This window comes from Streptomyces sp. CA-278952, assembly GCF_028747205.1.
Taxonomy (GTDB): Bacteria; Actinomycetota; Actinomycetes; order Streptomycetales; family Streptomycetaceae; genus Streptomyces.
Genome location: NZ_CP112880.1, coordinates 2,486,415 through 2,499,439 on the forward strand (window position 1 = coordinate 2,486,415; position 13,025 = coordinate 2,499,439).

The following is a 13,025-nucleotide window of genomic DNA, read 5'->3' on the forward strand; positions in this document are numbered from 1 at the left end:
CGGGGAGCCACTAAAGTAAGGGCCATGACCGAGAGTTCCGTGCACCCCGCCCTCTGGCCCGCCCCCCACGCGAGCGGAGCCGTCGACGCGACCGTCACCGTGCCCGGATCCAAATCGGTCACCAACCGCGCACTCGTGCTGGCCTCGCTGGCCGCCGAGCCGGGCTGGCTGCGCCGCCCGCTGCGCTCCCGCGACACCCTGCTCATGGCTGACGCGCTGCGCGCCATGGGCGTCGGGATCGAGGAGACCGTCTCCTCCTCGTCCGCCTCCAGCCCGTCCGCCGCGGCCTCCCCGGACAGTTCGGGCGAGGCCTGGCGGGTCATCCCGGCGGGGCTGCACGGCCCGGCGGCGGTCGACGTCGGCAACGCCGGCACGGTCATGCGCTTCCTGCCGCCCGTCGCCACACTCTCCGACGGTCCGGTCCGCTTCGACGGCGACCCCCGGTCCTACGAGCGCCCGCTGACCGGCGTGATCGAGGCGCTGCGGGCGCTCGGCGCGCGGATCGACGACGACGGGCGCGGGGCGCTGCCGCTGACCGTGCACGGCGGCGGGGCCCTGGAGGGCGGCCCGGTGTCCATCGACGCCTCGTCCTCCTCGCAGTTCGTCTCGGCGCTGCTGCTGTCGGGACCGCGCTTCAACCAGGGCGTGGAGGTCCGGCACACCGGGTCCACGCTCCCCTCGATGCCGCACATCCGGATGACCGTCGACATGCTGCGGGCCGTCGGCGCGCAGGTGGACGAACCGGAGACGGGCGGCGAGCCGAATGTGTGGCGGGTCTCGCCCTCCGCGCTGCTCGGCCGCGACCTGACGATCGAGCCGGACCTGTCCAACGCCCAGCCGTTCCTGGCCGCCGCCCTGGTGACCGGCGGCCGGGTCACGATCCCCGACTGGCCCGAGCGCACCACCCAGCCGGGCGACGCGCTGCGCGAGATCTTCACCGCGATGGGCGGCAGCTGCGAGCTGACCGAGCGCGGGCTGACCTTCACCGGTACGGGCCGTATCCACGGCATCGACGTGGACCTCGGCGAGGTCGGCGAGCTGACCCCGGGCATCGCGGCGGTCGCGGCGCTGGCCGACTCCCCCTCCACGCTGAGCGGCGTCGCCCATCTGCGGCTGCACGAGACGGACCGGCTGGCCGCGCTGACCAAGGAGATCAACGAGCTCGGCGGCGATGTCACCGAGACGGCCGACGGGCTGCACATCCGCCCGCGCCCGCTGCACGGCGGCGTCTTCCACACGTACGACGACCACCGCATGGCCACCGCCGGGGCGATCATCGGCCTGGCGGTGAAGGGCGTGGAGATCGAGAACGTGGGCACGACCGCCAAGACCCTGCCGGACTTCCCGGACATGTGGACCGGAATGCTCGAGGCCTAGAAGATGCGCCGTTACGGGAAGAATCCCGACGAGGACGACATCCGCTTCCGCCCCAACCGCAAGGGCAACCGGCCGCGTACGCACATCCGGCCCAAGCACGAGGACGCCGAGGACGGCATGGTCCTCACCGTCGACCGGGGCCGGCTCACCTGCCTCGTCGAGGGTCGGACCGTGGTGGCGATGAAGGCCCGCGAACTGGGCCGCAAGGCCGCCGTGGTGGGCGACACCGTCTCCATCGTCGGCGACCTCTCCGGCGAGAAGGACACCCTGGCCCGGATCGTGCGGATCTCCCCGCGCCGTACGGTGCTGCGCCGCACGGCGGACGACGACGATCCGTACGAGCGCGTGGTCGTCGCCAACGCGGACCAGCTGGCGATCGTCACGGCGCTGGCCGACCCGGAGCCCCGCCCGCGCATGATCGACCGCTGTCTGGTGGCGGCGTACGACGGTGGGCTCACCCCGCTCCTGGTGCTGACCAAGTCCGACCTGGCGTCTCCGGACGCGCTGCTGGAGGCGTACACCCCGCTCGGCGTGCCGTACATCGTGACCAGCCGTGAGGAGCTGGAGAGCGGGGACTCGGCGGACCGGGTGCGCGAGTTCCTCAACGACCGCGTCACCGCCTTCGTCGGGCACTCCGGGGTCGGCAAGACGACGCTGGTCAACGCCCTGGTGCCCCCGGAGCGGCGACGGACCACCGGCATCGTCAACGCGGTCACCGGCCGGGGGCGGCACACCACCACCTCGGCCCTCGCGCTGCCGCTGCCCGGCGACCGGGGCTGGGTGGTCGACACCCCGGGCGTGCGCTCCTTCGGGCTGCACCACGTCGACCCGTCCCGGGTCATCAACGCCTTCCCGGACCTGCAGCCGGGCACCGAGAACTGCCCGCGCGGCTGCACCCACGACGAGAACCAGCCGGAGTGCGCGCTGGACGCCTGGGTGGCGGAGGGGCACGCCGACCCGGCACGGCTGGACTCCCTGCGCCGGCTGCTGGCGACCCGGGAACGGCGCGAGGGCGACTGACGGCTCATCCGGCCGGAATCGGCCGGGGCAGCGCGGGCATGTTTGCGGGCTTCAACGACTGGTAAAGGCATAATCGCACCGAGTGGGCAGTGCGATCATGCCGTCCACCGGGTACGTTCCCGAACCGATGCCGGTCACCTATGCGGGAGGCAACTGACGATGCCCTGGCTGCTGGTCGTGGTCGCAGGACTGCTGGAGACCGGCTTCGCCGTGTGTCTGAAGCTTTCCCACGGATTCACCCGGCTCTGGCCGACCATCGCGTTCGCCGCGTTCGCGCTGGGCAGTTTCGGTCTGCTGACCCTGGCGCTGAAGAAGCTCGACGTCGGTCCGGCGTACGCGGTGTGGACCGGGATCGGGGCGGCCGGGACGGCGATCTACGGCATGATCTTCCTCGGTGACGTGGTCTCCACGCTGAAGCTGGTGTCGATCTCGCTGGTGATCATCGGGGTGATCGGCCTCCAGCTGTCCGGCTCGGCCCACTGAGACCACCCGCCGGAACCGCAGCCCGCGCCCCTTCCCTGACGAGCCCGAGCGCACGGCTGTCCGCGGCGTCGTCGCCCGGCACCGGGACGAGCACGCAGGACAGCGCGAGGCGTAGCGCGATCTCGCAACGCCCGGCGGCGGCCCCGGGTGACACCGCCACCATCCGGTCCCGTACGAGGGCGAGCAGCTCCTCGGGGGCCGGCGGCGGTCTCCCGCCCGTACGTCCCCGGGGGCTCGGCCGACTTTCCGGGCGGGGCAGCCCCTCCGCCCAGCACCCCGTGAGCAGCGCCTTGACCAGCGCGTCCTGGCGGGCGGCCCGCACGGTCCAGAGCGCGACGGCGGCCGGACGGTCGGGGGCGGGGGCGGTCAGGGCGCGGTCCACCCCGGCGAGATAGCCGTCGGCGGCCCGTCGCAGCAGGGCCCCGGCCAGTCCGCCCTTCGTGCCGAACTCGTTGTAGAGGGTCTGCCGCGAGACGCCGGCCAGGGCCGCGACGTCAACCATGCGCACCGTGCGCCAGGGCCCCTCGTCCAGCGCCCTGAGGGCGGCGTCCAGCAGTGCCTGCCGCGCTGTCGGCATCGTCGCCTCCCCCGCCCCGGGACCCTGCGGTTCAGAGTTGACGCGCTCCCGGGGGCTGTCAAGGGTGCCGGGCGGCGCGGGGGCGCTGTAGCCCGCGCCCGGCGGCGCTGGATACTGTGACGGCATGCCCGACTACCACGATGATCTGCGCCTGGCCCACGTACTGGCGGACGCCGCCGACGCGGTGACGATGGACCGGTTCAAGGCTCTCGACCTGAAGGTGGAGACCAAGCCGGACATGACGCCGGTGAGCGAGGCCGACAAGGCCGCCGAGGAGCTGATCCGGGGCCACCTGCAGCGGGCCCGGCCGAGGGACGCGATCCTGGGCGAGGAGTACGGGATCGAGGGCAGCGGACCTCGGCGCTGGGTGATCGACCCGATCGACGGCACCAAGAACTACGTGCGCGGTGTCCCGGTGTGGGCGACGCTGATCTCGCTGATGGAGGCGGGCGAGGAAGGGTTCCAGCCGGTCATGGGCGTGGTCTCCGCGCCCGCGCTGAACCGGCGCTGGTGGGCGGCGAAGGGCGCGGGCGCTTTCACCGGGCGCAGCCTCACCTCCGCGACCCGGATGCACGTGTCGAAGGTGGAACGGATCGCCGACGCCTCGTTCGCGTTCTCCTCGCTGGCCGGCTGGGAGGCGCAGGGCCGACTCGACGGCCTCCTGGACCTCACCCGGGCCTGCTGGCGTACGCGGGGGTACGGGGACTTCTGGCCGTACATGATGGTCGCCGAGGGTTCCGTGGACATCTGCGCGGAGCCGGAGCTGTCGCTGTGGGACATGGCGGCGACCGCGATCATCGTGCAGGAGGCGGGGGGCCGGTTCACCTCGCTGGACGGGGTGGACGGTCCGGGCGGCGGAAACGCAGCGGCCTCCAACGGGCCGCTCCACGACGAGCTGCTGGGTTATCTGAACCAGCGGTACTGACCGCACCCTTTCGGGTCCGTCCGAAACCGTACGGTCCGTGAAACGTGCCGGGGGCGCGTTGTGTGCTTTTCGGGCGCCCTCCCCGCGCTTCACCCACCCCTTGTCGACCCGCCCCAAGGGTGCAACTCTGAGAGCCCCCCACTTGTGAACTTGTGAATCGACTCACAGAGTCGGCTCGCCGAGGAGGTGGCTCGTTTCATGCTCGTCCGTGACGCCATGAGCACGGTGGTCCTCACCATCGGTCCCGCCCATACGCTCCGCCAGGCGGCCCGACTGATGTCGGCCCGCCGCATCGGGGCAGCCGTCGTCCACGATCCGGATACCTGCGGGCTCGGCATCATCACCGAGCGCGACATCCTCGATGCGATCGGATCGGGGCTGGACCCCGACCGGGAGACCGCGTCCGCCCACACCACCACCGACGTGGTGTTCGCCGCCCCGGCCTGGACCCTGGAGGAGGCCGCGGAGGCCATGACGCATGGCGGATTCCGGCATCTGATCGTGCTGGACGGCGACGGGCCGGTGGGCATCGTGTCGGTGCGCGACATCATCCGCTGCTGGGCGCCCGTCCGGCGTACGGTCGCGGCCGCCGGCTGACCGCCCCCGGCGTGTGTCCGCCCCCGGCGTGTGTCCGCCCCCGGCGTGTGTCCGCCCCCGGCGTGTGTCCGGCGCCGGAACGACCGGTGGGCCGGGTCCCCCCGCGAGGGGATCCGACCCACGGTCGACGGCAGGCGTCCGGTCAGCCGCGGAGGGCCTGGACCGCGGCTTCCAGCCGCTTGCCGAAGTCGCCGTCCGCCTGGCGGAAGTTGTTGATCGCGCGCTCGGCGATGTCGTCGCGCGAGACCTTGGCGATGAACCCGGCGAGGTTCTCGATCAGCCGGGTCTTCTCGTCCTCCGAGTAGAGCCGGTAGAGGTTGCCCGCCTGCACGAAGTCGTTGTCCTCGGCGTGGACGGGGGCCTCGGTGTTACCGGTGGTGCCGGTGACCGGGAGCGGCTGCCACAGCGGGCGGTCCGTCTGGAACGGGCCGCCGAAGCTGTTCGGCTCGTAGTTCTTGGCGCCCTGGTGACGGCCGTCGTAGAGAAGGCCGTCCCGGCTGTTGGTCCGCGCCTCGGTGGCGTGCGGGCGGTTCACCGGCAGGTGGTCGGCGTTGATGCCGACGCGGTAGCGGTGGGCGTCGCCGTACGCGAAGAGGCGACCCTGGAGCATCTTGTCCGGGGAGGGGCCGATGCCCGGCACGAAGTGCGCGGGGCTGAAGATCGACTGCTCGACCTCGGCGAAGACGTTCTGCGGATTGCGGTTGAGCTCCAGCTTGCCGATCTCGATCGGCGGGTAGTCCGCGTGCGGCCACACCTTGGTGAGGTCGAACGGGTTGAAGCGGTAGCCGGCCGCGTCCGCCGCGGGCATGATCTGGACCTGCACCGTCCAGGACGGGAAGTCACCGCGCTCGATCGACTCGCGCAGATCGCGCTGGTGGCTGTCGGGGTCGACACCGGAGAGCCGGACGGCCTCCTCGGTGGTGAGGTTCTTGATCCCCTGGTCGGTCTTGAAGTGGTACTTGACCCAGAAGACCTCGCCGGCCTCGTTGTTCCACTGGAACGTGTGCGAGCCGTACCCGTTCATGTGGCGCAGCGTGGCCGGGATGCCGCGGTCGCCGAAGAGCCAGGTCACCTGGTGCGTCGACTCCGGCGACAGCCCCCAGAAGTCCCAGACGTTGTCCGCCTCCTGCGAGCCGGTGTACGGGTCGCGCTTCTGGGTGTGGATGAAGTCGGGGAACTTGATGGCGTCCTTGATGAAGAACACCGGGGTGTTGTTGCCGACGAGGTCGTAGTTGCCCTCTTCGGTGTAGAACTTCAGCGCGAAGCCGCGGGGGTCGCGCACGGCGTCGGCGGAGCCGAGGTTGCCCGCGACGGTGGAGAAGCGCAGGAAGGTCTCGGTCTGCTTGCCGACCTCGGAGAGGAACTTCGCCCGGGTCCACTGCGAGACGTCGCGGGTCAGCGTGAAGGTGCCGTAGGCACCGGCGCCGCGGGCGTGCACGATCCGCTCCGGGATGCGCTCGCGGTTGAAGTGGGCGAGCTTCTCCAGCAGCGCCTGGTCCTGGACCAGAACCGGACCGCCGGCGCCAGCGGTCTCGCTGTTCTGGTTGTCGGCTACCGGCGCGCCGGCCTCCGTAGTGAGCGGTCCCTGCGTCACGTGCGCCTCCTGCGTCATGTCCTGCACATCAGTGATCGGCCGACCTCGATCGTCGGTCCGATGTTTCCGCACAGCCTGTCCCTTGGCGTATGCCGGTCTCGATCCTACAATGGACATTGTCTAAGTCAAGCGAGCATCCAAAGTCACACCCGATCGGGACTCGGTTCCCCCACTGTTAGGCTGGGCTGCATGAGCGACCTGCTGGAACGACTTCGTGGACGCGGCTGGCGTATGACGGCGCAGCGGCGTGTCGTGGCCGAGGTCCTCGACGGGGACCACGTACACCTGACGGCGGACGAGGTCCACGCGAGGGCCGTTTCCCGGCTGCCCGAGATCTCGCGCGCCACCGTCTACAACACCCTCGGCGAGATGGTGTCCCTCGGTGAGGTGCTGGAGGTATCCACGGACCGCCGGGCCAAGCGCTACGACCCGAACGCGCACCACCCGCACCACCACCTGGTGTGCGCCCGGTGCGGCGCGATCAGGGACGTGCACCCCGCGGGCAACCCGCTGGCGGACCTGCCGACGGACGAGCGCTACGGCTTCATGGTCTCCGGCGTCGAGGTGACGTACCGCGGCGTCTGCCCCAGCTGCGCCACCACCGCCTGACCCGGCCCCTTCGGGCCCGCCTCCGGGCGGGCCCGGCTTCTGCACGGTCACCGGACATGACGAAGGCCCGGATCTCGATGAGATCCGGGCCTTCGTCTTTTCAGTAGCGGGGACAGGATTTGAACCTGCGACCTCTGGGTTATGAGCCCAGCGAGCTACCGAGCTGCTCCACCCCGCGTCGGTGAATGCAACATTACGTCAGCAGGTCGGGCGGCGCAAATTCATTCACGCCGACCCGTGGATCCGACAGGGCTGGGCCCTGTCCGGTGCTGATCCGCCGGACACGCCCTACGCCGTCAGCTCCTGGTGCAGCGCCTCGCGCAGCCGCGCGGCCCGCTCGGCCACCTCGGCCGGGCCCAGCTCCACCGCCCGGGCGCACCAGCGCTGCCCCTCGGTCAGCTCGCCCCGGCGGGCGGCGAGGAGCGCCAGGCGCAGCGCGGCACGGCCGTGTCCGGCGGCGGCCGCACGGCTCCACCACAGGGCGGCCTCGCGCTCGCTGCCCTCACGGGCCAGCAGCAGCCCGAGGTTGAAGGCCCCGTTGCGGCTGCCCGCCTCGGCGGCCTCCCGGTACCAGTGGGCGGCGCTCTCCACGTCCCCGCGGGCGGCGGCGAGCATGCCGACCCGGACCTGGGCACGGCGGTGCCCCTGCTGGGCGGCCCGCTCGTACCACTCCTCGCACTCGGTCTTCTCCGGCATCGGCTCGCCCAGGGCGGGCGGTCCCGGCGGCGGCTGGCGGGCGTCCAGCACCCCGGCCAGCCGGAACGCGGCCTCGGCGCTGCCGCCGCCCGCGGCGCAGCGCAGGTGCCGCTCGGCCTCCCGGTCCTCGCCGTCGCGCAGCAGGGCCATGCCGACCTGGAGTGCGGCGTCGGTGTGCCCGGCAGCCGCGGCGCGCTCGTACCAGCCCAGCGCCGTACGGTCCTCGTCGCGCCCGGCGTGCAGGATGCCGAGGTTGAAGGCCGCGTCGACACTGCCCGCCTCGGCCGCCTTGGAGAACCAGGGCTCGGCCCCGGCGTGGTCGCCGGCCTGGAGGAGCAGCACCGCGAGCGCGTTGGCGGCCTCGCGGTGCCCGGCGTACGCGGCGCGGCGGTACCACTGCTCGGCCTGCGGGGTGCGGTCCTGGGCGGCACAGAGCAGCCCGAGGTTGTACGCCCCGTTGACGTCGCCCGCGTCCATGGCGGCCCGGTACCAGCGCTCGGCGGTCTGCTGCTCACCGCGTGCGGCGTGCAGCGCGCCGAGCGCGTTGGCGGCGTTGCCGTCGCCGTCCTGGGCGGCCCGCAGCCACCACACGGCGGCGCTCTCCTCGTCGCCCGCGTCGCGCAGCAGGAAGCCCAGCGCGCAGGCGGCGCGCGGCTCGCCGTCCTTGGCCGAGGTGAGGTACCAGCGTCCGGCCTCCTTGAGCTCGCCGCGCTGCTCCAGGATCGCGCCGAGGTGCAGGGCGGCGCGCCGGTGGCCCCGGGCTGCGGCCTGGCGGTACCACTGCTCGGCCTCGCCGACCCGGCCGGCGGCGGGTCCCGCCACGGGGCTGTCGCCGTCGGCCGCGCTCCTGGTGCCCGCGGTACCCGTCGCCCGTCCGTCATACGGGGGTGCGGGCGGGGCGACGGGGAGGCCGAGGCCCGTTCCGGTTCGCCCGGAAGCGGTGCCCCTGCCCAGGCCGAAGGCCTCGTGCGGGTCCTTGACGGCCTTCCGCTCCAGGGCGCGGGCCAGCCGGTAGGCGGCCTCACGGTGCCCCTGTTCCGCGGCGGCGCGCAGCCAGCGCTCGGCGCCGACGTCGCCGCGGTGCTCCAGCAGGTCGGCCAGCGCGTACGCGCCCAGCGCGTGGCCCTGCTCGGCGGACTGGCGCAGCCAGTACTCCGCGCCGGGCTCGTCGCCGCGCTCGCGGAAGTGCCGGCCGAGCGCGTGTGCGGCGGCGGCGGATCCGGCCACGGCGGCGATGCGCCACCAGCCGGCGGCCTCGTCCGGGTAGCCGCGCTGGTGCAGCAGGACGCCCAGGTTGTTCGCGGCGGCGCGGTCCCCGTCGGCGGTGGCGGCGCGCAGATACCGCTCGGCGCCGTCCAGCTCGCCACGGCGCAGCAGCAGCGCGCCCAGGACGCTCATGGACGCGGTGTCCCCCGCGTCGGCGGCGCGCCGGTGGCGCGCCTCGCTCTCGGCGCTGTCCGCGGCGTCGACCGCGTCCGTGGTGTCCTCGTCGGACGCGGTCACGATGGCGCTCGCGTCGATGGCGCCGGTCCGCTGGACCGGTGCGCCCGCCCCGGCGATGGCAGCAGCGAAAGCCGCGTCTACCGCGCTTTCACCATCTTGGCCGCGCTGCTGCACAAACCGCCCTGTCTCCAACAGAGTTGCCCTGTCCCCCATAAATACCATCGTCGCACCACCTGTAACCCGCGTACACCTGGTATATCGCGGGCAGTAAGGTCACTACAGCGTTTTGTCGACATGCCCACAGGGAGACAAGTCAAACACGTTCGGAAGCAACTGGTGCCCAGCGAACCGCACTTCACGCCCCCAGCTTGGGACCGACACGGCCTGCACGCACAACAGGCACGACGAAGGCCCGGATCCCTTGGGATCCGGGCCTTCGTCTTTTCCGTAGCGGGGACAGGATTTGAACCTGCGACCTCTGGGTTATGAGCCCAGCGAGCTACCGAGCTGCTCCACCCCGCGTCGTTGTGTTCAAACCGTACCACGACGCGGGGTGGACTCTTCTCAGCTGCCCTGGTCGGAGCCCTTCTCGGCTCCTTCGGCCGCATCCGGCTTCCTCGCCGGATCCGCCTTCTCCGCGTCCGCCGGCTTCCCGGCGCTCGCGGGCTCGGCCGAGCTGTCCGGCTTGGCGTCGTCCGCCGGCTTCTCGGCGCCGTCGGCCTTGTCCCCCTCGCTGCCCGCCTTGGGCTGCGCGGCGGCGGCTCGCTCCAGGGCGTCCTGAAGAGCCTCCTGGGCCTTGCCGTAGGCCGGCCAGTCCTGCTCCTGCAGCGCCTTCTCACCGTCCGAGTACGCCTTCTGGGCGTCCGCGATGGCCTTCTTGAGCGCCGCGCTGCCGGTGGCCGGGGGCTCATCGGTCTCGCCCGGCGGCTCCTCGGTGTCGGGCGGTGGCGTGGCCCCGTCGTCCTCGACCCCGAAGACGGCGTTGAGCGCCTCCCCGAGGCTGTTCTCGAAGACGATCTTCGAACCGTACGAGGCGGCCACCTTGCGCAGCAGCGGGTAGTTCTGGTTGCCACCGCGCGTGTAGACGGGCTCGATGTAGAGGAAGCCGCCTTCGAGCGGCACCGTCAGCAGGTTGCCGTACTCGATGTCGGAGTCCGTGCCCTTGAGGTCCCGCACGAACGTGGCGACGTCCTCGTTGCCGTTGAGCTCACTCTGTACCTGGCCGGGGCCCTTCACCGTGGAGGTGACCCGTAGCAGCCGCATCTCGCCGTAGTCCTTGCTGGCCGCGTCCGCGTTCACCGCCATGAAGGCACCCAGGTTGGGGCGCCCTCGGGGAGTGAACGTGGTGGTCAGCGAGAACTGCTGCTCGTCCTGGCCCGGCATCTTCATGCTCAGGTAGTACGGCGGGACGGAGCCGGGCTCCTTGTTGGTCGGGTCGTCCGGCACCTGCCACGCGTCACTGCCGCTGTAGAACTGCGCGGGGTCCTCGACGTGATAGCGGGTGAGCAGCTCGCGCTGGACCTTGAAGAGGTCCTGCGGATACCGCAGGTGGTCCATGAGCTCCTGCGGAATCTCCCCGCGGGACTCGACCGTCCCCGGGAACGCCTTGCGCCAGGTCTTGAGGACCGGGTCCTTGGTGTCCCACTCGTAGAGCTTGACCTTGCCGTCATAGGCGTCGACGGTGGCCTTAACCGAGTTGCGGATGTAGTTGACCTGGTTCTGCTGGGCGACGACCGCGCGCTGGTTGGTGGTCAGCGAGTCGGCCGTGGTGTCGCCGAGCGTGGTCCGGGACGCGTACGGATAGCCGTTGCTCGTGGTGTACGCGTCGACGATCCACTGGATCCGGCCGTCGACGACCGCCGGGTAGGCGTCGCCGTCGATGGTCAGCCACGGGGCGACCGCCTCGACGCGCTCCTTGGGCGTGCGGTTGTACAGGATCCGCGAGCCCTCACCGATGGCTCCCGAGTACATGATCTGCGGCTCGCTGAAGGAGACCGCGTACGCGGCACGGTTGAAGGTGTTGGAGAGGTTGACCCCGCTGTCGCCCTTGTAGCTGGTGGTCTTCTCGCCGTCCTCCTCGTAGTCGAGCTCCTTCTGGGGCCCGCCGACGATGGAGTACTGCTGGGTGTTCTCGCCGTAGTAGATCCGCTGCTCGTACTTGCCGAACTCACCGGTGGTGGGCAGCCCCGACTCGCTGAAGTCCGGAGACCCCGTCGGATTCGTCCCGGTGGTGGTGCCCTTGGCCGCGATGGCGCCGTAGCCGTGGGTGTACGTGAAGTGGTCGTTGATCCAGTTCCGCTTGGGCAGGCCCTGGATGTTCAGCTCACGCAGACCGATGACGGTGTCCTGCTCCTTGCCGTCCTTGTCCTTGTAGCGGTCGACGTCCAGTGTCTTGGGGAACTGGTAGTAGTTCCTCCGCTGCTGGAGCTGCTGGAAGGCCGGGGAGACGACGTTGGGGTCCATCACCCGGTAGCTGGCGGCCGTGCTGGCCGCCGCCCGCAGCTTGGTGTCGTCCTCCGTCGTCGCCTGGCCCTCGTAGTCGTCCACCGTGGCGTCATCGATGTCATACGCGTCGCGTGTGGCATTGATGTTCTTCTTGATGAACTCCGCTTCCTTGGCCTGCTCGTTCGGCTGGACCTGGAACTTCTGCACGATCGCCGGGTAGAGCCCGCCGATCAGGATCGCCGAGAGCACCATCAGGCCGAAGCCGATGACCGGGAGCTGCCAGGTGCGGCGCCACAGCGTCGCGAAGAACAGCACGGCGCAGATGGCCGCGATGCAGAACAGGATGGTCTTCGCCGGGAGGTAGGCGTTGGCGTCGACGTACCGCAGGCCCGTCCAGTTGTCCGCGGCCTTGAAGTCACTGGACTTCACCGCCAGCCCGTACCGGTCGAGCCAGTACGCCACGGCCTTCAGGGAGACGAAGATGCCCAGCAGTACCGAGAGGTGGCCGGTGGCCGCCCCGGTGGCGCGGGCGCCGGGGCTGGTGATGCGCAGCCCACCGTACAGATAGTGGGTCAGCGCGGCGGCGATCAGCGAGAGCACGGTCGCCGCGAAGCCGAAGCCCAGCAGGAAGCGGTAGAACGGCAGGTCGAAAGCGAAGAAGGCGACGTCCAGCCCGAACTGGGGGTCCTTCTGGTTGAACGGCACGCCGTTGACGTACAGCAGCCACGTACGCCACTGGCCGGAGGCGGAAGCTCCGGCGATCAGCGCGACGAGCGCCGTGACGGCGAGCAGCACCCACTTCTTGTAGGGGGCGATGCTCATCCGGTAGCGGTCCAGGCTCTGCTGCTCCAGAGACATCGCGCTCAGCGGCGGCCGGAGCCGGTGCGCGAGCCAGATGTTCACACCGATGGCGATCGCCATCAGCAGTCCGAAGACGAGGAACAGCCCGATCTTGGTCCACAGGGTGGTGGTGAAGACGGATGAATACGCGACCGACCTGTACCAGAGCCAGTCCGTCCAGAACCCGGCGAACATGACGAAGGCCATGGCGAGAACCGCCAGGACACCCAAAGTCATGAGCAGGGTACGGGCGCGCCGGGACGGGCGGCCGACTCTGATCCGTGGCCCGGTCGGGCCTCCGCCGCGGTCCGGCATCTGGAAAGCCAACGTGCGCACCTCGTAGTTCGCGGTCGTGTGGACGGGCCCAGCGATCCTGGAGCCCACCTATGCAACTTACTGAGGCTTTACCTAGTTCCCGT

Annotated in this window: 10 protein-coding genes and 2 tRNA genes; 6 read left to right on the forward strand and 6 right to left on the reverse strand. The window is 71.0% G+C overall.

Features of this window, described 5'->3' with window-relative positions; genetic code table 11:
- Positions 1-24: 24 nt before the first annotated feature.
- The 3 genes from aroA (at position 25) to N7925_RS10760 (ending at position 2,880) form a co-directional block, all read left to right on the forward strand.
- Positions 25-1,377, forward strand: coding sequence for a 3-phosphoshikimate 1-carboxyvinyltransferase (gene aroA, locus N7925_RS10750; protein WP_274343729.1), 1,353 nt, complete (start codon positions 25-27; stop codon positions 1,375-1,377).
- Positions 1,378-1,380: 3 nt separating this feature from the next.
- The gene (gene rsgA / locus N7925_RS10755; RefSeq protein WP_274343730.1) at positions 1,381-2,397 is read left to right on the forward strand and encodes a ribosome small subunit-dependent GTPase A; all 1,017 of its coding nucleotides are present in this window, start codon (positions 1,381-1,383) and stop codon (positions 2,395-2,397) included.
- Positions 2,398-2,556: 159 nt separating this feature from the next.
- A complete protein-coding gene (locus tag N7925_RS10760) occupies positions 2,557-2,880 on the forward strand; it encodes a DMT family transporter (RefSeq protein ID WP_010061553.1) in 324 nt (107 codons plus the stop codon).
- Here N7925_RS10760 and N7925_RS10765 read toward each other — a convergent pair.
- A complete protein-coding gene (locus tag N7925_RS10765) occupies positions 2,837-3,457 on the reverse strand; it encodes a TetR/AcrR family transcriptional regulator (protein ID WP_265599441.1) in 621 nt (206 codons plus the stop codon). The genes N7925_RS10760 and N7925_RS10765 overlap by 44 nt on opposite strands.
- A 124-nt stretch (positions 3,458-3,581) precedes the next feature.
- Between N7925_RS10765 and hisN the strand changes: the two genes are divergently transcribed.
- Entirely contained in the window at positions 3,582-4,382 is an 801-nt protein-coding gene (gene hisN / locus N7925_RS10770; RefSeq protein WP_018959156.1) for a histidinol-phosphatase, read from the forward strand.
- 198 nt (positions 4,383-4,580) lie between these two features.
- A complete protein-coding gene (locus tag N7925_RS10775; RefSeq protein WP_265599442.1) occupies positions 4,581-4,979 on the forward strand; it encodes a CBS domain-containing protein in 399 nt (132 codons plus the stop codon).
- 142 nt (positions 4,980-5,121) lie between these two features.
- On the opposite strand, the gene N7925_RS10780 is transcribed toward N7925_RS10775, so the two are convergent.
- Positions 5,122-6,591, reverse strand: a complete 1,470-nt coding sequence (locus N7925_RS10780) for a catalase (RefSeq protein WP_265599443.1) — start codon at positions 6,589-6,591, stop codon at positions 5,122-5,124.
- Between the two features lie 171 nt (positions 6,592-6,762).
- Here N7925_RS10780 and N7925_RS10785 point away from each other — a divergent pair, with 171 nt between their 5' ends.
- Positions 6,763-7,182, forward strand: coding sequence for a Fur family transcriptional regulator (locus N7925_RS10785; RefSeq protein ID WP_265599444.1), 420 nt, complete (start codon positions 6,763-6,765; stop codon positions 7,180-7,182).
- Between the two features lie 104 nt (positions 7,183-7,286).
- Here N7925_RS10785 and N7925_RS10790 read toward each other — a convergent pair.
- From N7925_RS10790 to N7925_RS10805, 4 genes are all read right to left on the reverse strand, one after another.
- Positions 7,287-7,360, reverse strand: a tRNA-Met gene (locus N7925_RS10790).
- Between the two features lie 110 nt (positions 7,361-7,470).
- The gene (locus tag N7925_RS10795; protein ID WP_274343731.1) at positions 7,471-9,543 is read right to left on the reverse strand and encodes a tetratricopeptide repeat protein; all 2,073 of its coding nucleotides are present in this window, start codon (positions 9,541-9,543) and stop codon (positions 7,471-7,473) included.
- Between the two features lie 226 nt (positions 9,544-9,769).
- Positions 9,770-9,843: transfer RNA gene (locus N7925_RS10800), tRNA-Met, on the reverse strand.
- A 42-nt stretch (positions 9,844-9,885) separates the two neighbouring features.
- Entirely contained in the window at positions 9,886-12,921 is a 3,036-nt protein-coding gene (locus N7925_RS10805; RefSeq protein WP_265603828.1) for a UPF0182 family protein, read from the reverse strand.
- Between the last annotated feature and the right edge of the window lie 104 nt (positions 12,922-13,025).